This is a genomic window from Ruegeria sp. O5, assembly GCF_056535105.1.
This window is the reverse complement of sequence record NZ_JBQERN010000009.1, coordinates 43,324-66,729: the sequence shown is the minus strand read 5'-3', so window position 1 is coordinate 66,729 and position 23,406 is coordinate 43,324. Positions and strand designations below refer to the sequence as shown.

The 23,406-nt window shown below is 57.7% G+C and carries 17 protein-coding genes; 8 read left to right on the top strand and 9 right to left on the bottom strand.

The window, feature by feature from the left end; translation table 11 throughout:
• Positions 1 to 247: 247 nt before the first annotated feature.
• The gene (locus tag ACR0M3_RS12710; protein ID WP_480911118.1) at positions 248 to 1,903 is read left to right on the top strand and encodes an Ig-like domain-containing protein; all 1,656 of its coding nucleotides are present in this window, start codon (positions 248 to 250) and stop codon (positions 1,901 to 1,903) included.
• A 28-nt stretch (positions 1,904 to 1,931) separates the two neighbouring features.
• Here ACR0M3_RS12710 and ACR0M3_RS12705 read toward each other — a convergent pair whose 3' ends face one another.
• The 7 genes from ACR0M3_RS12705 to ACR0M3_RS12675 all read right to left on the bottom strand — a co-directional run bounded on the left by ACR0M3_RS12705 (position 1,932) and on the right by ACR0M3_RS12675 (position 7,952).
• Positions 1,932 to 2,306: a DUF2237 family protein gene (locus ACR0M3_RS12705; protein ID WP_480911115.1), complete on the bottom strand. Its 375-nt coding sequence runs from the start codon at positions 2,304 to 2,306 to the stop codon at positions 1,932 to 1,934.
• A 9-nt stretch (positions 2,307 to 2,315) separates the two neighbouring features.
• On the bottom strand, positions 2,316 to 3,479 hold the full coding sequence (locus ACR0M3_RS12700; protein WP_480911112.1) for a serine hydrolase domain-containing protein: 1,164 nt from the start codon (positions 3,477 to 3,479) through the stop codon (positions 2,316 to 2,318).
• An 83-nt stretch (positions 3,480 to 3,562) separates the two neighbouring features.
• Positions 3,563 to 4,243 (bottom strand): aminoacyl-tRNA hydrolase, encoded by a 681-nt coding sequence (gene pth, locus ACR0M3_RS12695; RefSeq protein ID WP_480507078.1) that lies wholly within the window; start codon positions 4,241 to 4,243, stop codon positions 3,563 to 3,565.
• Between the two features lie 142 nt (positions 4,244 to 4,385).
• Positions 4,386 to 5,033 carry a 50S ribosomal protein L25/general stress protein Ctc gene (locus ACR0M3_RS12690; protein ID WP_480484009.1) on the bottom strand — a complete coding sequence of 216 codons (648 nt, stop codon included), beginning with the start codon at positions 5,031 to 5,033 and terminating at the stop codon, positions 4,386 to 4,388.
• Positions 5,034 to 5,280: 247 nt separating this feature from the next.
• Positions 5,281 to 6,447 carry an alpha-hydroxy acid oxidase gene (locus ACR0M3_RS12685; RefSeq protein ID WP_480488247.1) on the bottom strand — a complete coding sequence of 389 codons (1,167 nt, stop codon included), beginning with the start codon at positions 6,445 to 6,447 and terminating at the stop codon, positions 5,281 to 5,283.
• A gap of 145 nt (positions 6,448 to 6,592) precedes the next feature.
• Positions 6,593 to 7,384, bottom strand: a complete 792-nt coding sequence (trpA, locus tag ACR0M3_RS12680) for a tryptophan synthase subunit alpha (protein ID WP_480900144.1) — start codon at positions 7,382 to 7,384, stop codon at positions 6,593 to 6,595.
• Positions 7,385 to 7,463: 79 nt separating this feature from the next.
• A complete protein-coding gene (locus ACR0M3_RS12675) occupies positions 7,464 to 7,952 on the bottom strand; it encodes an acyloxyacyl hydrolase (RefSeq protein WP_267365474.1) in 489 nt (162 codons plus the stop codon).
• A gap of 200 nt (positions 7,953 to 8,152) precedes the next feature.
• Here ACR0M3_RS12675 and ychF point away from each other — a divergent pair, with 200 nt between their 5' ends.
• The 6 genes from ychF (at position 8,153) to ACR0M3_RS12645 (ending at position 16,215) form a co-directional block, all read left to right on the top strand.
• Positions 8,153 to 9,250, top strand: a complete 1,098-nt coding sequence (ychF, locus tag ACR0M3_RS12670) for a redox-regulated ATPase YchF (protein ID WP_480494836.1) — start codon at positions 8,153 to 8,155, stop codon at positions 9,248 to 9,250.
• 65 nt (positions 9,251 to 9,315) lie between these two features.
• Positions 9,316 to 10,197 carry a LysR family transcriptional regulator gene (locus ACR0M3_RS12665; RefSeq protein WP_267365476.1) on the top strand — a complete coding sequence of 294 codons (882 nt, stop codon included), beginning with the start codon at positions 9,316 to 9,318 and terminating at the stop codon, positions 10,195 to 10,197.
• Positions 10,198 to 10,282: 85 nt separating this feature from the next.
• On the top strand, positions 10,283 to 11,986 hold the full coding sequence (locus ACR0M3_RS12660) for an NAD(P)H-dependent oxidoreductase subunit E (RefSeq protein ID WP_480911107.1): 1,704 nt from the start codon (positions 10,283 to 10,285) through the stop codon (positions 11,984 to 11,986).
• A gap of 13 nt (positions 11,987 to 11,999) precedes the next feature.
• Positions 12,000 to 14,783 (top strand): formate dehydrogenase subunit alpha, encoded by a 2,784-nt coding sequence (gene fdhF, locus ACR0M3_RS12655; protein ID WP_480484002.1) that lies wholly within the window; start codon positions 12,000 to 12,002, stop codon positions 14,781 to 14,783.
• Positions 14,784 to 14,894: 111 nt separating this feature from the next.
• A complete protein-coding gene (locus ACR0M3_RS12650) occupies positions 14,895 to 15,683 on the top strand; it encodes a cyclase family protein (protein ID WP_480484001.1) in 789 nt (262 codons plus the stop codon).
• A 10-nt stretch (positions 15,684 to 15,693) separates the two neighbouring features.
• Positions 15,694 to 16,215: a thioesterase family protein gene (locus ACR0M3_RS12645; RefSeq protein WP_480774051.1), complete on the top strand. Its 522-nt coding sequence runs from the start codon at positions 15,694 to 15,696 to the stop codon at positions 16,213 to 16,215.
• 22 nt (positions 16,216 to 16,237) lie between these two features.
• Here ACR0M3_RS12645 and ACR0M3_RS12640 read toward each other — a convergent pair whose 3' ends face one another.
• Both ACR0M3_RS12640 and ACR0M3_RS12635 read right to left on the bottom strand, forming a co-directional pair.
• On the bottom strand, positions 16,238 to 20,326 hold the full coding sequence (locus tag ACR0M3_RS12640) for a translocation/assembly module TamB domain-containing protein (RefSeq protein ID WP_480911104.1): 4,089 nt from the start codon (positions 20,324 to 20,326) through the stop codon (positions 16,238 to 16,240).
• Positions 20,323 to 22,128 carry an autotransporter assembly complex protein TamA gene (locus tag ACR0M3_RS12635; RefSeq protein ID WP_480911102.1) on the bottom strand — a complete coding sequence of 602 codons (1,806 nt, stop codon included), beginning with the start codon at positions 22,126 to 22,128 and terminating at the stop codon, positions 20,323 to 20,325. Before ACR0M3_RS12635 ends, ACR0M3_RS12640 begins: the two co-directional genes overlap by 4 nt.
• A gap of 331 nt (positions 22,129 to 22,459) precedes the next feature.
• Between ACR0M3_RS12635 and ACR0M3_RS12630 the strand changes: the two genes are divergently transcribed.
• The gene (locus tag ACR0M3_RS12630) at positions 22,460 to 23,395 is read left to right on the top strand and encodes a LysR family transcriptional regulator (RefSeq protein ID WP_267366562.1); all 936 of its coding nucleotides are present in this window, start codon (positions 22,460 to 22,462) and stop codon (positions 23,393 to 23,395) included.
• The last annotated feature ends 11 nt before the right edge of the window (positions 23,396 to 23,406 follow it).

Here is a 23,406-nt window from a genome sequence, read left to right as displayed (position 1 = left end):
TTTGAGAGTTGGTCCAGGTCAAAACCCGCTTGTTCCAACAACACGACGTGTTCCGCACGCCCCAGTTGATTCCTGCCGCGTTCTATACAGCGTCTTCCAATTGAATTAATTTCTCATTAACCGGCGATTTGCGGTCGGTTCTGGGGATGTCTCTGCGAAGATGGGGCAAGGATGACGCTGCTTGGGATGCGATTTTAACCCCGGGCACTCTGGTGTTTGGCACCCACGCGGTGCTGTAGGAGGTAATATGGTTTGGTTCGCAATTACGAGGCTGTCGTGCCTGGGTCTTCTGGTTTCCGCGCTTTTGATGGGAAGCGTCAAAGAGGGTCTGGCGTTTGGCAACCCTTCGTTTCCGTCCCAGATAGTCGCAACACCCAACGGCGGGCAGATTTTCTTTTCCAATCTACAAGGCACTGCGACAGCGTTCATGTCGTTGGGCGGCTCGGGAGAAGGCCCGGGAGGATCGTTCTATTTCAACAATGGTGTTTTGACTCAACCTGCTATTACGCCAGCAGGATTGGCCAATCTTGGATATATTGGCGCGACGATACTCAGCCAGAACGGAGCGGACTCAACTTACGCCGCTGATGGCTATCTTGGGGTCATGTTCACCGCGCGCGAAACCGTGGGAGGGCCGCTTTACCTTTATGAGATCGCGCTGTCGGGTGTCACGAATACCCAGATTATCAACACGCGGACGCTGGCCGACACGACGCAGCCGACGGCCTCAATCGGTGCACTGACAACAATCGGCAACGGAACGTTCCAAGCGGTGATCACACTTAGTGAACCCAGCACAGATTTCACGGTGGGCGACTTGTCGGTCACCAATGCGTCCGCCAGCCTGACTGGGTCCGGAACCAATTATGTCGCAACGCTGACTGCGCAAAGTAACGGTACAGTTGAGCTGTTTATTCCTGCAGGCGTTTTTTCTGATGCCGCCGGGAACCTGAACCTTGCGTCCAACAGGGTCAGCACACAACAGGGGGTAACGGATACACAGCGACTGGTGCAGGCCTTTCAAAACGCCCGGGCCAACAGCCTTGTGACCAATCAGCCAGAGCTGACGCAGTTTCTTCAGAAATCGGGATCAGGTGCGCTGGACTCGTCGGTGACGCAAGGATCGGGGTATCTGAAATTTGCAAGTGACCCAACCCACCCGGTTTGGTTCAATCTGTCCGGGAACTGGAGCTCTCAAAACGATTACGACAGTTCTTATGCCTTGGCCGTGGTGGGGGCGCATGGCTGGGTGAACTCGAACCTTCTGATCGGCGCCATGTTGCAGATCGACTATGCCGAAACCGAAAACGGCCCGGCCAGCGTGGATGGCACAGGGTGGCTGGTCGGACCTTATGTCGTCGCAAAACTGCCCAGCCAGCCAGTGTTTTTCGAAGGGCGTGTTCTGTACGGTCAGGCTGATAACGACATTTCTCCACTGGGCACCTATACCGACAGTTTCGATAGTGAACGCTGGCTGATCCAGTCGCGCGTAACCGGAGAGTTCAAGCGCGGTAACCTGACACTTTTGCCGTTGCTGGATGTTAGCTATGCCAGCGACGATCAGGAGGCTTATACCGATAGTCTGGGCAACCTGATCCCACAGCAGGATTTCAGCCTGACCACTGCACGGTTGGGTATGGATTTCAGTCATCCAATCCAGGTGTCGCGTGGTCAGATGATGTTGACCGGTGGTTTGTCTGGTATCTGGAGCACAACATCTGGCACAGGCACTGTTCCTGGCGTGACACCGATAGGGGATACCGCCCGCGCTCGCGCTGATCTGGGTTTTGACTATCGGCTGGAAAACGACAGCCTTCTGGCTGCAAACCTGTTCTACGACGGTATCGGCGAAAGCGGTTTTGAAAACTACAGTGTCAGCCTGATCTGGCAAATGGCATTCTGAATCAGCCGTGCGCCCCTTTGGTGGCCCTTCAGTTCTTTGCCTTATTTTGAAGCAGAATGTCGAGCGGTACGATCTCAAGCGCGCGTTGATGTGTCGCCTCCAGATGAACCTGTGGCGCACATCCTTCGTCATGAGCTTGCAAAAACCGGCTGGCGCATAAACACCAACTGTCGCCTGGGCGAAGGCCTGGAAAGTCGAATTCGGGCCGTGCCGTGCTCAGGTCATTGCCGACATATTTTGAGAATGCCAGAAACTCGGCCGTCATCACGGCGCAGACTGTGTGACTGCCCTGATCCTCGGGGCAGGTATTGCACGCGCCATCCCGGAAAAACCCCGTCAAAGGGTCGCGAGAGCAAGGGGCCAGAACGCCACCCAGTACATTGATACTTTCTTGTTTCTGCATAATGGCATCTTACAGACTTTCCGCAATCTTGCGGAACATTTCGATGTTCAGGTCATTTACGCCGGGTTCACGGAACAGCCTGTCTGCACCGGTGGACACAATCAGAACCCCCCTGGGCTGGTTGAAATAGATGTATTGCCCATAGACGCCACGGGCCAGAAACTCTCCTTCATGCGCGCCGCGGGGAATCCACCATTGATACCCGTACCCGATCTCTCCTTGTGCGGTCGGTGCGCTGGGTTGGGTGGCTTCGAAAATCCATTCGGCAGGAACCAGTTGTTTTCCATTCGCGATGCCGTCCTGCAGGATCATTTGTCCGAACCGGGCGAAATCACGCGTCGTAAAGTTGAGGCCCCCCAAAACAAAAGCGACCCCTGCACCATCAGTGATGTAGTATCCGTCCCGCTCCAGCCCCAACGGTTGAAGGATCTTCTCCGTCAGAAGGTCTGCCACGTTCCGCCCGGTCGCACCGCGTATAACCATGCCCAGAACATGGGTGTCGATCGACACGTATTGCCAGGTTTCACCCGGCGTCGCAAAGCTGTCCTGCAGTGAGGCTGCGAAATCGTCCAGCTCACCACCCAGGGCAACCACACGCCCCATCCGATTGATGTCGGAATTTGGGTCGAGGTAATCTTCATCAAACGTCACGCCGCTTGCCATGTTCAGCACGTTGCGGATCGACGCGGTTTCATACGCGCTGTCTTTCAGTTTTGGCGCATATTTGACAACCGGGTCATCCAACGACCCGATTGCACCCTCTTGCAAAAGGATACCGAAAAGCGCCGAAAGATAGCTTTTGGCGACCGACCAGGAAATCCTCCGGTCATCCGGCCCGGTGCCAAGATAATATTCCTCGAATCTGATCTTGCCGTTCTGTATGACCAGCAACGACGTGACCGCGCGTTCATCGATCCAGCTGTCGGTTCCCTCCGGCAGCTCGAACCCTTCGCCATAAGGCAAGTCCCAGGTTGGCGCGTCGCCACGCGGCAGGTTCACGGTCAGAAAAGCCTCGTCCATGTGCGAGAAATTGTGAACGATCTTCTCTTCCGAAAATAACGAGTTCACGGCCAAAAGGCGCTGCAACTCTTCGCGCTTCCACAGCCCGACGGCAGTGGCGGCCAGAACCAGCGCCAGTACGATGCGCAGCACCCACTTCAAGATGGATTTCATCGCATTGCCTCCCTAGTTGAGCGGTATTGGAACGCGGGAGATCACATTCCGCAACCTCTACGTAACGGAAAGAGGCCGGGGTGCTACCTGAATTTGTCCAAAAGCTTCTGCATCGCCGACCGGTCGTCGCCCGCGGCGTCGGGTGCGGCTGTTGAAGCTGCGTCGGCTTTTGGTGCGGCGGTCTTTGATGATCGCGGCGGGGCAGTGCGCAATGCAACTGCATTCATGAACTTGCCGCCCTCGTCCTGAGCCAGATAAGCAGCCCCGTCCGAAACACCCCGAAGAACGTCGTCCAGCCAGCTGGTTTCGGATTTCGCAAAATCACTGAGCACGTACCCCGAAACCATTTCCTTGCGGCCCGGATGTCCGATCCCAAGGCGTACACGGTCATAGGCCGCCCCGATATGCTCATGGATCGAGCGCAGACCGTTATGCCCGGCGTGCCCGCCCCCTGCCTTGACGCGCAACTTGCCCGGGGCAAGGTCCAATTCGTCATGAAATACAACAACGTCGGTGGATTCGAGCTTGTAAAACCGCATCGCCTCACCCACGGATTGACCCGATCGGTTCATGTAGGTTTGCGGTTTCAACAGCAGGACTTTCTCGGTGCCAAGCCGACCTTCCGAAATCTCGGCCTGAAACTTCGATTTCCAGGGACCAAACCCGTGATTTTCTGCGATCCGGTCCAGGGCCATGAACCCGATATTGTGCCGGTTCCGGGCATATTTCTGGCCCGGGTTTCCCAATCCAACAAACAGCTTCATGTTTCCGTTTTGCCTCTGTAGCTCCAAAGCCATTTCATGCCCGGAAATCGTCAGGAAATCCAGTCAGGCCTGATTATTGGACCCGCAAAAAAAACGGGGCTCACCCGAGCCCCGCTTCAAAGTCGGAAACATTGTTCCAGACTTATTCTTCTTCTTTTCCGACAACTTCGACTTCATCGGCTGCAACTTCACCATCTTCATCGTCGTCGCTGGTGGACAGACCAGTCGGCGCCGAGATGTTGGCAATCACAAAGTCACGGTCGATGGTTGGTTTGGTGCCCTCAGGCAGTTCAACCGACGAAATGGTCACAACGTCATTGATGTTCAGACCGGTCAGATCAACGGTGATCTTTTCAGGAATGTCACCGGCGGTGCACATCAGTTCGACTTCCGGGCGGACAACGGTCAGAACGCCACCCTTTTTGATGCCAGGGGCCGCAGCTTCATTGATGAACTCAACGGGGATGAACAACGCGATCTTGGTGGTCCGGCGCAGGCGCATCAGGTCCAGATGGGTCGGCAGGTCTTTGACGACATCACGCTGAACGTCGCGGCAGATGACGCGGACGTCATCGTGGCCTTCAACTTTCAGGTTCCACAAGGTCGACTTGAACCGGCCCGCTTTCAGGCGCTTGAACAAGACGTTGAACGGGATCTGGATTGGCAACGGTTCTTTGTCGCCACCAAATACGATGCCCGGAACCATGCCGTCGCGGCGTGCTTGACGAGCGGCGCCCTTGCCTGTCCCCGTCCGTTCCAGAGCTACGAGATCAGGAATCTCACCAGCCATGATATATTCTCCAATGTTAGGGCGGGCATCCTCCAAGGCTGTATACCCGCGTGAAGCCGCGTCCTTAGCTTGATTCACCCGATTTGGAAAGAGGTATTTCTTGCCGTGCCGTTCGGCTGGGTTCTATCGCCTGTCCTGGAGTATTATCGGGTGGACGATTGAAGGATCCCCAGCTTCATCTGGCCAAAAGTATCACGGGGGAGGCGCCCGGAACGGGCGTCGGGGGCAGAGCCCCCTGATTGACCGGTTACGCTTGCCAGCGGCCCCCGAAGTTTTCAGGTATCAGCAGATTGTGACGCCCCAACGCAGCCACATTTTTCTCACCACAAAGCGCCATTGTCGTATCAAGCTCCCTCTGGATCAGCTCAAGCGCCGTGGTGACACCTTTCTGACCCATGGCACCCAGACCATACACAAACGCGCGGCCAACATAGGTCCCTTTGGCCCCAAGCGCTAAGGCTTTGAGCACGTCTTGTCCGGATCGGATACCGCTGTCCAAATGCACCTCGATATCGCCCCCAACCGCATCCATGATCTCGGGCAGGACACGAATTGAGCTTAGCGCGCCGTCAAGTTGACGCCCACCATGGTTTGACACGACAATGGCATCGGCACCCAGCTTGGCGGCCATCCTTGCGTCATCCGCATCAAGGATGCCCTTAAGGATCACTTTCCCGCCCCATTGCTCCATCAGTTTTTCAACCTTCGACCAGTCGAGGCTGGGGTCAAACTGTTCTGCAGTCCAGGCCCCCAATGAAGACGTGTCCGAAATACCATGCACATGCCCCACGATATTGCCAAACTCGCGCCGCTGGGCCCGCAGCATTTCAATGCCCCAGGCCCATTTGGTCATCAGGTTGGCGATGGTCTTTGCCGTCAGTTTGGGCGGGGCCGACAGACCGTTTTTCAGGTCCTTGTGCCGTTGGCCCAGAATTTGCAGGTCGAGCGTGATTACCAGTGCGGAACATTTAGCGTCTTTTGCTCGCTGGATCAGGCGGTTGATGTAGTCCGTGTCCTTCATCGTATAAAGCTGGAACCAGAATGGTTTGTTGGTATATCCGGCCACATCTTCAATCGAGTTGATGGACATGGTGGACAGCGTAAAGGGCACACCAAATTCCTCGGCGGCTTTGGCGGCCTTCATCTCTCCGTCTGCATGTTGCATCCCCGTCAACCCGACCGGGGCAAGCGCAACAGGCATTGAAACGTCTTCGCCAATCATTTGCGAAGATGTCGACCGACCGGACATGTCGACCGCAACCCTTTGGCGAAGGCGTATTTTTTCAAAATCGGTCGTGTTTTCGCGAAAAGTCTGTTCTGTCCAGCTGCCGCTTTCGGCGTAGTCATAGAACATACGGGGCACGCGGCGTTCATATATGCGTTTGAGGTCTTCGATATTGGTGATCACAGGCATGAAAACAGGGCTCCGCGTACATTGGTTAGTTTTCTTTACCAATTCATTCCCAAGGCTGCAATGTCTTGGCGTCACAGTGAAGGGTCACAAAAAACCCGCCGCGGTATCCGCGACGGGTCATAACTCTCGTATGTTGGCTGCGAGATCAGGCGCTGTGCGCGCCATCCGAAAGAGATTTCACAAAGGTCAGCACGTCGGCCACAGGTTTACCAGCGCCGATCTGGCTGACGATCGCTGACCCGACCACCGCGCCATCCGACACCGAGGCAATATTGCGCGATTTCTCAGGCGTGTTGATCCCGAACCCCACGATTACCGGCAGATCGGTCGCGGCCTTGATGCGGGCAACCTCGGGGCCAACATCTGTTGCTTCTGCCTCGGCTGCGCCAGTGATCCCGGTGATCGAGACATAATAAACAAAGCCCGAAGTGTTTTGCAGAACACGTGGCAGGCGTTTGTCATCCGTGGTTGGGGTTGCCAGGCGAATAAAATTCAGACCCGCCGCTTGCGCGGGCAGGCAGAGTTCTGCGTCCTCCTCGGGGGGAAGGTCCACCACGATCAACCCGTCAATACCAGCTGCTTTTGCATCGGCCAGAAACGCATCGACACCCCGGCTGTAGATCGGGTTGTAATACCCCATCAGGACAATGGGGGTTGTATCGTCCGTTTCCCGAAAGGTTCGTGCCAGATCCAATGTGCTTTGCAAGGTCATGCCCTGCTCAAGCGCACGTTGGCCCGCGGCCTGAATTGTCGGGCCGTCGGCCATCGGGTCAGTAAAGGGCAGGCCCAGCTCGATAACATCCACGCCAGCACCAGGCAGGCCTTTGACCACTTCAAGCGAAGTGTCATAGTCGGGATCTCCGGCCATGACATAGGCGACAAAGGCTTTTTTACCTTCGGCTTTCAGGGCGGCGAACTTGGCGTCGATACGGGTCATCGGATGTCCTTGCACTCGGGTTTCGACCTGATGTGCAGAAACTTTGACCGAAAATCAATCCCGCCCAGACAGGAATGGATCAGAAGCCCAGATGATAGCGTACCAACAGGGCATTCACGCCTGGGTTCTCGTCATTGGTGCTGGCGTTGGATTTATGGGTCAGCGCGACAGACACGCTGTTGCCATTGTTCAGGTTATAGCCAAGTCCCAAAAGGCTGCGAATCTGAAAATCGCCCCCAAGATCATTCAGGTCGTTGCTGGCATTATAGTAGCCGGGCATTACACTGCCTTCCAAAAACCAGCGATCGCTTAGCGCATACTGCCCGATCAAACCCGCGCCGATATGCGTGTCACCATCTTCATCTACAGTTAGGGCCGCACCCCAACCGGCGCGAAACCGCGTGGCCTGATGAAATGGCGTGTGGTGGTATTCGATCGAGATCAGACCCTGATCTTCGGATGTGTCTTCAGAATAGTCCGCGTATCCGGCACCAAAAACAACGGTTTGAGCCTGGGCTGACGCGCAGGCCGTTGCCGCCAGAACGGTTGCAAGAAAAAGGTGTTTCATCAGTGTCCGCCAACAAATAGTGATCGTGCGCTATTAACTGGTAATCGTAGGAGTTGTTTTTCAATTTCGGCAAGAACACAATTTTCAAACGATTTTGTGATGTGGCGAAATGGACTCGGCAAAGGTGCCGCCAGCAATCCCTTGCGCATTCAGGCGGACCTGCATAGAAGCTGCGATCGTATTCTATGCAGGAGGCCGTGATGGGCTTTAAAATGGGAATCGTGGGTCTGCCGAATGTCGGCAAGTCGACCCTGTTCAATGCGCTGACCAAAACCGCTGCTGCGCAAGCCGCGAACTTCCCGTTCTGCACCATTGAGCCCAATGTAGGCGATGTTGCGGTTCCCGACGCCCGTCTCGACAGGCTGGCAGCGATTGCGTCCTCAAAACAGATTATCCCGACGCGGATGACTTTTGTGGATATCGCGGGTCTGGTGAAAGGCGCGTCAAAGGGCGAAGGGCTGGGCAACCAGTTTCTGGCGAATATTCGCGAAACGGATGCGATTGCACATGTGCTGCGCTGTTTCGAAGACGGCGACGTGACACATGTCGACGGGCGTGTTGATCCGGTTGCGGACGCTGAAACGATTGAAACCGAACTGATGCTGGCCGATTTGGAAAGCATCGAAAAGCGCCGGGCCAATCTGGTGCGCAAGCTGAAGGGCAACGACAAGGAGGCGCAGCAGCAGGATCGCCTGTTGGCCGAGGCGCAGGCCATGCTGGAAAGCGGCAAGCCCGCACGTCTGGTCGAAGTCAGCGACGAGGACGCCAAGGCATGGAAGATGTTGCAACTGCTGACCACCAAACCGGTTCTCTACGTCTGCAACGTGTCCGAGGAAGACGCCGCACAAGGCAACGAATACTCTGCCCGCGTGGCCGAAATGGCCGCTGCGCAGGGCAATGCCCATGTCATCATCAGTGCCAAGATCGAAGAAGAGATAAGCCTGCTGGACGAGGACGAAGCCCAGATGTTCCTTGAGGAGATGGGACTGGAAGAGCCCGGCCTCGACCGTCTGATCCGCGCTGGTTACGATCTGCTGAAGCTGGAAACCTATTTCACCGTTGGCCCGAAAGAGGCCCGCGCCTGGACCATCCGCACTGGCACCGCCGCTCCGCAGGCCGCCGGTGTGATCCATGGCGATTTCGAAAAGGGTTTCATTCGCGCCGAGACCATCGCCTATGACGACTATGTCGCCGCCAATGGCGAACAGGGCGCGAAAGAGGCGGGTAAGATGCGGGCAGAGGGTAAGGGCTATATCGTCAAGGACGGCGATGTGATGCACTTTTTGTTTAATACCTGATCAATTGGGCTGTTCCTGTCGGGTGAGCGGGGTATCCTGCCTTATCCGCAGCATTGGAGCTTTCCTTGATCGAAATCCGCGACCTGCAACTGCTCAGCGCTTTGGCGCGGCATCGGCATTTCGCCAAGGCGGCCGAGGAGTGCGGGATTTCACAGCCTGCGTTTTCTATGCGCATCCGCAATCTTGAGGATCGTTTGGGTGTCTCCATCGTCCGCCGCGCCAACCGGTTTCAGGGCCTGACCGAAGAGGGCGAGATGATCGTCCAGCGGGCGCGGCGTATTCTGGACGACACCAAGGCGCTGGAACAGCAGGTGCTCGCTGCCAAGGGCGAAATAACGGGCACACTGATCCTCGGCGTGATACCGACCGCAATCGCTTTCACGGGACGGTTGGTCAAAAGGCTGCGTGACGCGCATCCCCGTATCGTCACACGCATTGAAACCATGTCAGCCACTGCAATTCAGCATCGGCTGGACGAAGGCAGCCTTGATGCCGGGGTGACTTATGGTGACAGTATCGGCACCGATTTCCGGCAGGTTCAGCCCCTTTACGAGGAAACCTATGTGTTGTTGGTGCCCACGCATCTGACGGACCAGAGCGGCCCGATCCCGTGGGCGCAGGTCGCAGAATTTCCGCTCAGCCTTTTAGAGCCGCAGATGCAGAACCGGCGTATTCTGGACCGGGTGTTTGCCGAACAGGGGCTGCACCCTGACATCGTGGCCGAAACCAGCGGTTTCACGGCGTCAATGGTCATGGTGCGGGAGGGGCTGGCGGCGACGGTTGTTCCTCGGGTTTTGGTACGTGCGCTGGGCGATTTGAAGGGAACGAAAGTGCTGCCGCTGATCGAACCTGTTGTCAGCAAACCGATTTGTCTGGCGACCCTCAGCCGGGACCCCGAGTTGCCGACGGTCAAGGCTTTGCGGGATGTGGTGACCTCTTTGCGGTGATAAGGTGTCGTTATCGTGCGATTGCCAAAAGCGATTTGACGATATGTTTGCCTGATGAGAGACGGAACCTCAATCGGAGGGCATCATGGCACCATTAGATACCAAGCCATCAGGCACACCCAAGGGCGTCTGGAAGTCAGGTAAAGGCAAGGGGCGGCACACACCCAAGGGCCGTCAGTTCACGGATGAGGCGCAGGCTGAAATCACACGCCTGCTGGGCGATCGCCCGCGCCGCCGTGATCTGTTGATCGAATTCCTGCATTTGATTCAGGACGAACACGGTCATATCAGCGCCGACCATATCGCGGCATTGGCCGTCGAGATGCGGATCGGTCAGGCCGAGATCTACGAAACCGCGACTTTCTATGCCCACTTCGATGTGGTGAAAGAAGGCGAGACGCCACCTCCGGTGTTGACCATCCGGGTTTGTGATTCCCTCTCTTGCGAAATGGCTGGTGCCCAGCAGTTGCAGAAGGCGCTGGAAGATGGTTTGGACCCTGCCGAAGTTCGCGTTGTTCGCGCGCCCTGCATGGGGCGTTGCGATACCGCTCCGGTATTGGAGATTGGCCACAATCACATTGACCATGCGAGCCTCGAAAAGGTGCAGTCGGCGATTGCAGCAGGGGACACCCATGCGCATCTGCCCGACTATGAGACCTTCACGGCCTATGAGGCCGAAGGCGGCTACGCCAAGCTGAAAGATCTGCGCGACGGCGGTGATTGGGAACAGGTGCAAGAAGACGTCCTGTCCTCGGGTCTGCGTGGTCTGGGCGGCGCTGGCTTCCCGTCGGGTAAGAAATGGGGCTTTGTTCGTATGAACGAAGGTCCGCGCTATCTGGCGGTAAACGGCGACGAGGGTGAGCCCGGCACGTTCAAAGACCGCTATTATCTGGAGCGCACGCCGCATGTCTTCCTCGAAGGTATGCTGATCGCCGCTTGGGCAGTCGAGGCCGAGACCTGCTTCATCTACATGCGCGACGAATACCCGGCAGTGCTGGAAACTCTGCGCCGTGAGATTGCGGCATTGGAAAATGCCGGTATCGTCGCAAAGGGTTACATCGACCTGCGCCGGGGGGCCGGTGCCTATATCTGCGGTGAAGAATCCGCGATGATCGAATCGATCGAGGGCAAGAAGGGCCTGCCGCGCCACCGTCCTCCGTTTGTGGCGCAGGTTGGGGTCTTTAACCGTCCGACCTTGGTGCACAATGTCGAGACGCTGTATTGGGTCTCAAAAATCTGCCGCGAAGGGCCGCAGGTTCTGAACTCTGTTGAAAAGAACGGTCGCAAGGGCCTGCGCAGTTATTCAGTCTCGGGGCGTGTGGCGAAGCCGGGCGTTTACCTGCTGCCCGCAGGTTCGACCATTCTTGATGTGATTGATGCCGCCGGCGGCATGGCTGATGGCCATGTGTTCAAGGCGTATCAACCGGGCGGGCCGTCGTCTGGTCTTCTCCCCTCGAGCATTGACGACGTCCCGCTCGACTTCGACACGCTTCAACCGCTTGGCACTTTCATCGGGTCTGCCGCCGTTGTGGTTCTGTCCGATCAGGACACCGCCCGCGATGCCGCGCTTAACATGCTGCGGTTCTTCGAGGATGAAAGCTGTGGCCAGTGCACCCCCTGCCGGGCAGGCTGCGAAAAGGCGGTCAAGCTGATGCAGGCCGACAAGTGGGACACCGATCTGTTGGAAGATTTGTGCCAGGTCATGAGCGATGCCTCGATCTGCGGTCTGGGGCAGGCGGCCCCGAATCCGATCCGCCTGGTCATGAAACATTTCGCTGACGAAATCTGAGGGAGACAGAGCCATGCTTGACGCAAGCCCAACCAAGACCGTCACCTTCAACCTGAACGGCGATGACGTCACCGTGCCCGCGGGCACCACGATCTGGGAAGCGGCTAATGGCCGGGGCCTGGTGATCCCGCATCTGTGCCACAAGCCTGCACCGGGATACCGCCCCGATGGCAACTGCCGCGCCTGCATGGTCGAGGTGGAGGGCGAGCGCACGCTGGTCGCCTCGTGCATCCGCCCGGCGGCCGATGGGATGGTGGTCAAGACCGACACCGACCGCGCCGAAAAATCGCGCGCCATGGTCATGGAACTACTGGTGGCCGATCAGCCCGAGCAGCCGCATGACGTATCCAGCCATTTCTGGGATATGGCCAAGCTGAACGATGTCAGCGACAGCCGTTTTCCTGCGAAAGAGGCCGAGAAAATCCCGCTTCTGGATGACAGCCATGTGGCGATGCGTGTCAATCTGGATGCGTGTATCAACTGTAACCTTTGTGTTCGGGCCTGCCGCGAAGTGCAGGTGAATGACGTGATTGGCATGGCTGGTCGCGGTCATACCGCGCAGGTGGTGTTCGACCAGAATGATCCGATGGGTACCTCCTCCTGTGTTGCTTGCGGTGAATGTGTTCAGGCCTGCCCCACCGGTGCGCTGATGCCTGCCACCGTGCTGGACGATCAGCAGCAGGGGGACAGCAAGGATTACGATAGCGAAACCGAAAGCGTCTGCCCGTTCTGCGGTGTGGGCTGCAAAGTGTCGCTGAAGGTCAAGGACGGCAAGGTGAAGTATGTCGAGGGCATCAACGGCCCCGCAAACGAAGGTCGTTTGTGCGTCAAAGGTCGCTTTGGCTTTGACTACATCCACCACCCGCACCGCCTGACCAAACCTTTGATCCGGCACGAGGATGCGCCCGCCAAGGGGCTGAACGTTGATCCGGGCGATCTGTCGACTCATTTCCGCGAGGCGACCTGGGAAGAGGCGATGGACTTGGCCGCGACCAAGCTGATGACCCTGCGCGCCGAAGACCCACGTTCGGTTGCGGGCTTCGGTTCGGCCAAGTGCACCAACGAAGAGGCGTATCTGTTCCAGAAGTTCATCCGTCAGGGCTTCAAGCACAACAACGTCGATCACTGCACCCGTCTGTGCCACGCTTCATCCGTTGCGGCGCTGATCGAGAATGTGGGTTCGGGCGCGGTGACGGCAACCTTTAACGAGATCGAAAACGCCGATGTGGCGATCATCATCGGTTCGAACCCGATCGAGAACCACCCTGTCGCGGCGACCTATTTCAAGCAGTTCGCCAAGCGTGGCGGCAAACTGATCGTGATGGACCCCCGCGGCGTTGGCATGCGTAAGTTCGCGGATGAAATGCTGCAGTTCCGTCCGGGGGCCGATGTCTCGATGCTCAACGCGATCATGAACGTGATCGTTGAGGAAGAGTTGTATGACAGCCAGTACATCCACCGCTGGACTGAGAACTGGGAGGCCGAGAAAGAACACCTGCGCGCCTTCACGCCCGAAGCGATGGCACCGATCTGTGGTATTGAACCGGATCAGCTGCGCCGTGTCGCGCGTACCTTTGCGCAGGCTAAAGCTGGCCTGATCTTCTGGGGCATGGGCGTCAGCCAGCACATCCACGGCACCGACAACTCGCGCTGCCTGATTTCGCTGGCTCTGATGACGGGCAATGTCGGTAAACCCGGCGCTGGGCTGCACCCACTGCGGGGGCAAAACAACGTGCAGGGCGCATCGGATGCGGGCCTGATCCCGATGTTCCTGCCGGACTATCAGTCGGTGACTGACGACGGCGTTCGCGCCAGATTCAATGATGTCTGGCATTCGGATGACTTCTCGAACGAGAAGGGTCTGACGGTGACAGAAATCATCGATCAGGCCTATGCGGGCAATATCAAGGGCATGTATATTCAGGGTGAAAACCCGGCCATGTCCGACCCGGATGTGAACCACGCCCGCGCGGCGCTGGCCAAGCTGGATCTGATGATCGTGCAGGACATCTTCCTGACCGAGACGGCGAACTATGCCGATATCATCCTGCCTGCCTCGGCGCTCTATGAAAAGAACGGCACGGTGTCGAACACCAACCGTCAGGTACAGCGTGTACGGCCTGCCGTTACCCCCCCGGGAGAAGCGCGCGAAGATTGGAAGATCACGGTCGAGCTGGCACAGCGCATCGGGCTGAACTGGGATTACACCGATGTCTCTCAGGTCTTTGCCGAGATGAAACTGACCATGGCATCGCTTGACAACATCACGTGGGAGCGTCTGGAGACCGAGACGATTACCTACCCGTCGCTCAGCGAAACCGACCCGGGTCAGGCCATCGTGTTCGGGGATGGTTTCCCCCGCTCGGGCGGTAAGGCGAAGTTCACCCCCGCCAGCGTCATTCCGCCGGATGAGGCCCCGGACGAGGAATACCCGATGATCGCCACCACTGGCCGTCAGCTGGAACATTGGCACACTGGCTCAATGACCCGCCGGTCCAACGTTCTTGACGCGGTGGAGCCCGAGGCAAACTGTTCGATGAATCCACGTACGCTCAAGCTGATGGGCATCGAGCCGGGCGACATGATCCGCCTGACCACACGCCGTGGTTCGATTGAGATCATGGTCCGCGCGGACCGGGCGATTGCCGAGGATATGGTGTTCATCCCGTTTGCCTATGTTGAGGCGGCGGCGAACATCCTGACAAACTCAGCCATCGACCCTTATGGCAAAATCCCCGAGTTCAAATTCTCGGCCATTCGCGTCGAGAAGATCGAAGGCGCAGTTGCGGCTGAGTGAACCCAATACATATCAAGCAAAGAAGGCGGCCAGACGGGTCGCCTTTTTCTTTTCTTGACAGGCGCTTGCGCTCAACCAACCCTGTCCGGGAATATGGTGGAGGAGTTGCTAATGGCCCGTCGTTTCGTCGATCTGTCCGTTCCGTTGGAAACCGGGATCGTGTCTGACCCGCCAATCATGTTGCCGCAAATCGAATATCTGACCCATGATCAGACGGCAGAACAGGTCATATCTTTCTTTCCGGGTCTGGAACGGCAAGACCTGCCGAACGGTGAAGGGTGGGCCATCGAACGGTTGCAGATCGCGACCCACAACGGCACGCATCTGGATGCGCCGTATCACCATCATTCCACGATGAACAAAGGTGAACGGGCGATAACCATCGACGAAGTGCCGTTGGAATGGTGCATGAACCCTGGCGTCAAGCTGGACTTTCGACACTTCGAGGACGGGTATGTCGTTACCGCGGCAGATGTCGAAGCCGAATTGAAGCGCATCGGCCACGAGCTTTGCCCGCTGGATATCGTCGTGGTCAACACTGCGGCAGGGACACGTTATGGCGCGCCGGACTATCTGGTCAAAGGATGTGGAATGGGGCGCGAGGCGACGCTTTATCTGACGGAACGTGGCGTGCGTGTCACCGGCACCGACGCCTGGAGCTGGGATGCACCGTTTCCGCTCACCGCTCAGGAATACGCAGAGACCCGAGATCCATCAATTATCTGGGAAGGCCACCGCGCGTCGATGGATATCGGGTATTGCCACTTGGAAAAGCTGACCAATCTGGAAGACCTGCCGCCCACCGGGTTCGAGATCTCCTGTTTCCCCTTCAAGATAAAAGGGGCCTCTGCGGGATTTGTCCGGGCCGTGGCTATATTTGACGATGAAGGCGCACAGTAAAGGGGGCCAAATGCAGCTGACTTCGACACCTCCTGGCGGGCATGATGGCCCGTATGCCGCGCCTGTGGAAATTCGCGGCTTTGAAGTACGGCCCGAATGGATCGACTATAACGGCCATGTGAATGTCGGGTTTTACGGTGTCGCCTTTGACATGGCGTTGGAAAAGCTGATGGTTGACCATCTCGGGTTGGGCGAGGTGCAGGTCAAGGCGTTGGGGCAGGGGCCTTACATCCTGCAGTCTCATCTGCATTTCGTGCAAGAGGTCAAAGATGGTTCGTCATTTTATTTCAGGTTCCGTATGCTGGATGCTGACAGCAAGAGAGGACATTACTTCGCCCAGATGCTTTTGGCAGAAACTGACGAGATTTGTGCGACGCAAGAGGCGCTTTTCATGAATGTCAGCCATAGTACCGGGCGATCCGCGCCTTACCCGGATTGGGCAGCGGCGCGTCTTGCGCAAATGGTGGAGGATCACAAGTCTCTGGAACCGGCTTCGCAGATCGGCCAACCGATAGGAATTCGCCGGAAATAGTTTGCTGGGGTCGGACGCGATCCTAATAGTCCTTTGAAAAGAACACTCCGATGCCCGTTTCGCCACGACCGTCAACCGTGCCCTTGACCGAGAAATTGTCGGTTACATCAAGGTTCAGGTTCACCTCGGTATTGCCTTCGGTATTGACGGTAAAGTCGGTATAGAGGTTTTCACCCAGGTAGGCCCCGGCACCCAGTCGGCCCGCGCCACCCTCTGACGCACCAACATCAATCGTATCAACACCGGTAGAGTCGCGTAATCCCTTGGTCGCGTCCCCGCCAGCACCGCTGAGTTGCGCCAGCGATGCGGCCATCTGCGCAATCAGGAACGGTGAGATTTCCGAGAACCTGTTCCCAAAGAGCAGCATCGCCAGCGCCTCTTCAGCCGGACGCTCGGGATCGGAAAACACGTTAACCTCGGGTGAATCCAGTGGCCCTGCGATTTCGATGGTCGCGGTGCCGTCCGAGGTGCTGGCAGAGGATTCAAACTCGATATAAGGCGTCAAGTCGCCCTGTAGGGTCACGATGCCTTTGGTCAGGGCCAGCCTGCGGCCCAGAATATCGAAATTACCGCGGATCAATTCAATCTGGCCTGACGGGACCACCGAGGTCGTCGTACCACCAATGGAGATCCGGCCGCCCAATTCGGCATTTACACCGCGCCCTCTAACGAACACAGCTTTGGGTGCCAGCAAGTTGACGTCCAGTGCTATTCTGGACGTGCGTTGCCCCTTGTCTTCGGTGGCTACCAGACCTGCACGCTCACGCGTGATGAAACTGGCTCCGCTTTCGTTGAAATGCTGTATCTCAGGGATAGGTGCGGCACCTACAGCCCCCGAAGCCGCAGCGAGGTTGATATTGGTCTCACCAAAGGTGATCTGCCCGGCCAGCGAACTGTTCCCGGCTAGGGCGCCGGTCATCGCAATCTGACCGTTCAAAGTCGTCTCGTATAAGAGCCGATCGGTCAGGACGAGGTTGTCGATTGTTGTCGTGATCTGCGCGTTGAACGGGGGCGTCAGATCGACAGGTCCATTGACGGTAAAGCCACCACCGGCCCGCACACCACCGTTCAGCGAGATGGTTGCACGGCTTTGCGCCAGGTCCACCTGTCCGTTGATCCCGGTGATGGTCTGGCCTGCACCGGGAAGTGCAAGGGATGTTCCCGAAGTGGTAATCGACCCGCTTAGGGACGCCAGATCAGCCGGGCCCTTGAGGGCCAGATCAAAACGTGCGGACCCTTCAATCTTGTTAGGCGTGATGAAGACGTTTGCTATCCCCAGGTTTACGCCACCCTTCGCTGAAATATCTGCATTGCTGCTGGTTTCATCAAAGGTGCCTGCAACCGTGCTGACGATGTCTGCGGGACCTTGTGCCTTGGCGTCGATGGTCCAAACGCCACTGTCCCGCTTTGCATTGCCCGCAGCGGTAAGGGTGCCGGGAAACTCTGGCACAAACCTTTCGATGCGGTTGAACTTGGCATCAAAGTCCAGATCGGCGGATCCATTTGTGTCCACCGTACCGGCCACTTTGGCATAGGAACTCTCTGGCCCCAGCAGATGAGCTGACCCTTCCAGCCCGGATTGTGTCGGAGCGACGTTGCCGTCCAGTTTCAGAGGCCCGGAGAGTGTTTTCGACAGCCGCCCCAAATCATCCAGCGCAGCGGTAAAGGTCAGCCCGCCAGCATCGCGGTCCAGTTTGCCGGATGCATCCGCAGAAAGGGCGGTGCCGATCAGCTGGAATGTGCGAATATTCAGACCGGCCTCGTCATTCACCGCATCCACCGTCAGGTTCGTTCGCCCCTGGATCAGGTTGTCAACCGCATTGATGCCGGAATTGATGTCATCAGCAGCCAAGTTGCCTTTGACGTCAAATGCCTTGCTGCCAACCGTACCTTTGCCAGCGACGTCCGCTATGACCGAGCCTGCAATATCTCGCCCGGCAAGGCCTGAAAAAGGTGACAGGTCCGGGACGTTCAGACTAACCTTTCCGTCCACGGCCAGTGCATCCGTCGGATCGTCAATTGTTGCAGTGGCGCTTGCCACAAGGGCTGGACCTTTGATCACCGCGTCGCGGATTTCAATCTGCTTCTGGCTCAGCGCGCCATCGAATGTGATCTCGGTCCGACCGACCAACAGCGGGTCAATCTCGGGCAGGCCCGTTTTGATATCCCGGCTCATCACGCTGGCGGTGCCATCAAATTCGAGCGTCTGAACAGTGCCTTTGCCGTCCAGTTTCGCCTGTACCGCACCGCCAAGCTCACGTTTGGCGAGGCCCGAGAACACGGAAAGATCACGCGCGTTGACTGTTGCTTGCCCGTCAATCGTCACGTTGCCATCAGGGGTGGTAACCCTGCCGTCAGCCTGCGCGCGCAGAGTGTCGCCGATCAGAGTAAAATCACGGATTGTTACGCCATCAGCTCCGCGTTTGGCGTCCAGCGCGATTGTTGTGTTGCCCCGGATCACCGGGTCAATGTCGTCGCGCCCTGTGGAAAGATCGCGCCCCTCGACCTCAAGCTTGCCATCGAAGCTGCCTTCAAGCGGTGAACCCTGGCCCGTCAGCCGGGCAGAGGCCTGACCGCCCAACTCCATTTGCGCCAGGCCCGAGAACCGTGCCAGATCGGTCGCCTGCAATGTCGCGGCACCATTGACGGCCAAACCACTGGACAAGCCGCTGATCTCGGCGTCAACGCCCAGTTCGTAGTCCGAGCCGACCATCTCGACCCCGGACAGGTTCAACGTCTGATCCCTGCCATACTGGAACGTACCGTCCAGCGTAATGCGGTCGCCAACGGCGGTGTTCAGGGCATCGTCAGCCAGGTCGATACCATCCAAAGCTGCCTGCAAATCACCGTCGATCCGCAAAACGTCACCCTGTTCCAAGGTCCCTTGCGCCGTAATCTGCGCGCGTTGCAGGTTCAGGGTGTCGGATCTTACGGCGTTTGCGGTCAGGCTCAGGTCCCAGAGGTTGCCGTTTTTCTCATCAAACAACGCAGAAACCTGAGCAGCCTCGATCGATGTGTCGCCACCTGACAACGGAAGGACGACGCTTTGCCCCTCTCGCGGCGTAATGCGTCCTTGCAGGGCCGCCAGTTGCAGCCGACCGCCCGGCGCCAGTTGCAACGCCCCTTTCAGGTTCAGTGCCTGAGAACTGAGTTCCAGATCACTGATATCCAACGCTCCTTCAGGCAGGGTTCGCCCATCCACGATCAACCGCGTTTTGGGGCCGAAAAATGTATCCATATTCTCGGCGACAAAGGGCGTCAGGTCACCGCCCAGATCTGCCGTAAAGGCGATGCCCTCCTCCGCGCTAGCCGCGGCTGTTGGGGCAGAACGCAACCGAACCTGCCCGGTCACCCGTGGCTGCCCATCACTGCTCAGGCCGATATCGGCCGTAAAATCCGTCACCGGCCCGGACCCTTTTGCGGTCAATCCGATCGGAGGGCTGTCCGGCATTTTTAGCGCGGTCGAGATCAGACCCCCCGCAGCTTCGGTGACCTGAAGGTCAAGATCGATCTGGCTGTCAGTGTTCCTAAAACCCGCAGCCAAGGAGATTTCATCACCGGCCCGATCCAGTCGGGTGATGTCCAGTTTGGTGTCCAGCGTGCCGTCGGCCAGCGACAGGTTGCCATTGACGGCCAGTTCCGCCGCGACTCCGATCAAAGGTTTGCCCAATGCCAGCTCGCCAATACGGATTTCGCCGATTTCGATGGCCACAGGCAGTTCAGGCAGTTGAAAAGCGTGGGTCTCGGCAGAAGGTGGCGGCGTGTCCTTGGTCGTGGTGCCCGGCGCACGGGTCACGTCGATTTCCTGTGCGGTCAGCGCGTTGACCGAAAACCGCCCGCGGATCAGCGCCAACCGGTTCCAATCCAGTTCCGCTCCCCGAATGGTCAGCCAGACCCCTTCATCATCGGCCACCGTGATCTCGGCAATGGTGGCGCGTGAACTCAGCGCGCCTTGCAGGCCTTTGACGGTGACATTCTGATCGTCGCCCGACAGCGTGTCCTGTAGGAACCGCTCGATCATGCTGCCGCCTTCGTCCTCCTGCGCGGGGCCGGCCACTGGCACAAGCATCAGCGTGCCAATCAGCAGAGGGTATGAAAGGTGCCGTCTCAAAACGCTTGCCCGATCCCGATATAGAATTGCAGACCGTCGCCGCTGGAGCCGCTTACCGGGAAGGCCAGGTCAAACCGCAGGGGTCCAAAGCCGCCCAGATCATATCTTACGCCGATACCGGCACCTGCATGATCTTCCGCGCCACTTCCTATAAAGGAAGAGGTATCGACGACACCGTAGTCGTAAAACCCGACCAACGACAGCGAATCTGTCACCTTGCCCCGGATCTCGCCGGAAAGTCCAAGAAAGGACTTGCCGCCTGCGACACCGGTCCCGACAGGGATGCCAAGGCTTTCATAGGGTTGTCCGCGCACGGTTCCCGCGCCACCGGAAAAAAACAGAAAGTCCGGTGTAACGCCACTCGCAGGCGGGCCAATGACCGATCCAAGCTGCGCCCGCCCGGCCAGCACAACCCTGCCGCTGGTTCCAAGGCTGGTATAGACCCGCCCGTCAACAAACAGGCGAAGGCCCGTATCGGTGCCGGAAAAGCCAACGAAAGGCATGACTTCGGTATCCAGATAAAAGCCGCGCGTGGCGCTGACTTTGCTGTCGCGCTCATCCCATTCCGAGCGGAAGGGCAGGATAAAGTACCTAAACTTTCGGCCATTTCCATAGGCGTCGTCAGCATCTGACCACTGTAATCCAGCCGAGGCTTCAGCATAGAGCGTGTCAGAGAATGTGCGGCGCGCACCATATGCCACAGACGCAACCGAGACATTGTAGTTTTCGGTGTTGCGGCGCTCAAGCAACGCGTTCCAGAAAGTATTGTCGTCCGGACCCAGACGATCGGGCTGATCCAGGCGCAATCCGATCCGCCCATCAAGATCTTCGGAACCACCGATATTTCGTATCGCTGCCTCAAACCGCAGACGCTCCGCGCGTTTGAACATGTTGCGATGCATCCAGGTCGCGGTCACATCGACACCGTCGCGCGAGGCCAGCTCGAGCCCAAAGGTCAGCTGACGCTTTGGCAGGTCTTCGAATGTGGCGTCGAAATCCAGTGTGCCGTCGGGGTTTGCTGTCTCATGTTCCTGCAATGACACGACGTTGAACGTGCCGGTGCGGCGTAAACGTGTTCCAACCTTCTGGATTTTTTCTGGTGAGTAAACTTCTCCGCTTGGGAAACCGGCGATTTTTTCGATGGACCGGTGGCGCACATCCGTGTCGCCCTTGATGAACATTCTGCCAAACGTCAACCTGCGCCCCGGGTCCAGATCAATCTGCGCATCCAGACGGGCCTGCGCGTGGCGGGCGATGATGGTCTGATCCTCAATTTTCGCTTTCGCATGGCCCGCATTCCGCCACCCCTGCACACCGTCCGAGCCTGCTTTTTGAATGGCTCCGGTCGTTGCCAACTTGCCGGGGGCGAAACCTTCGGGCAGAACGGTGCCAGACGCCAGGGGCTGAACAATGGCCGTGCCGAATTTGAATCTTGGTCCGGTTTCAACGGTAATTGCGGCTCTGTTGATCTGTGCTGGCACTGTCAAAGAGCTCAACTCAGCGGCTTCCTGCCCGTCAAGCTTGATACTGACAACCGGGCTGAAATACCCTTCGTCATACAAAATCTGCACAAGCGTGCGGTAATCCGACAAAGCGGCAGACAGGATCTCAAGTGGCGTATCCAGGCCCCGCTCTTCCGCTGTTGTCACCGATGATGTCTTTTTCAGGCGTTCAACCAGTTCCTTGGATGCGCCCGGCGCCGTCAGAGAAGTTTCCAGCGCCATCAGAGTGGTCGGGGTCAGTGCCAAGACAATGGCACTCAGCCAGCACTTCAAACGGCCTTGCGGCGTGCGCCCTTGCATGAATTGCCCCAACTGTCCCAGTTCCAAATCTCATCTACCGTGTCATGCACGGCCTTATAGTGTCAGGTTAGAACATCTGAATGCCATTGGGAAAAGGGATAAACGCGGGATCGGGTCATTTTGGCCGAATTGTCCCGGCCTTTGCTGACACAATCGCTTTGCCGCACCTCGATTGGCAGACCGGAATTGCCGCGGTCCGGGCCAAAGCCAACCGTATACAACCAATGTCCGGGCCGGTCCGTGGCCTATGCCCTGTGTAATTCACTAGGCAAACGGGTGGTTCTTCGGTATTCCCAATATATTGTCAATTGGTATCAAAAAAACCGAAAAAATGTCCTATCTCGACAACATCCGAACCTTTGTCAGGGTTTACGATCTGGGCAGCATGTCCGCAGCCGGGCGGGATCTTAGGATTTCGCCAGCGGTGACATCAGCGCGAATATCGCAACTTGAAGACCATCTGGGTGTGCGCCTGTTCCAGCGCACCACGCGCAACCTGTCCCCGACAGAGCAGGGAAAGGCATTCTATCCCGGTGCGGTGGCGGTTCTGGATGCGGTGGACGAGGCTGAGGCTCAGGTCACACATCTGACCGAGGCACCGCGCGGGTCGTTGTTCGTAGCGTCTCCACTGGGGGTGGGGCGGCGATTGCTTGCTCCGCATGTGCCCGAATTTCTTGCGGAATACCCCGAGATTGATGTCCGTTTGCGCCTGACGGATCGCTCGGTTGACCTGACGACGGAAGGTCTGGATCTGGCGTTTTTTATCGGCCAGCCCGAGGACAGCACGTTGCGTATTCGCAAGATTGCCGACTGCCAGCGTGCGCTATGTGCTGCGCCGGACTATGTGGCGCGGCGCGGTATGCCTAAGACCGGGGCTGACCTGATTGCCGACAAGCATGAATGCCTGAATCTGCGCTTTCCGGGGGCGACCGAGTTTCAGTGGATGCTGATAACGCCCGATGGTCCGAAACGTTTTGCCGTGTCCGGGCGGTTTGAATGTGATGATGGGGATGTCCTGACGGATTGGGCGTTGTCCGGTCAAGGCATTGCAATGAAGCCGGTTTTCGAGGTGGCCGAGCATCTGAAATCCGGCCGCCTCGTACCGGTTGCGACGGAAACTCCGCCTGTTTCAGTTCAGATGGCCTGCCTATACACGCATCGGCGCCATCAGGATCCAAAGGCACGCCTGTTCATGGATTTCATGATTGAACGGATCAGTAAGGTGGTCCGTGTTACAGAATACCCTGTCGCGGGGCCTAAACCATAGACACCGACTCG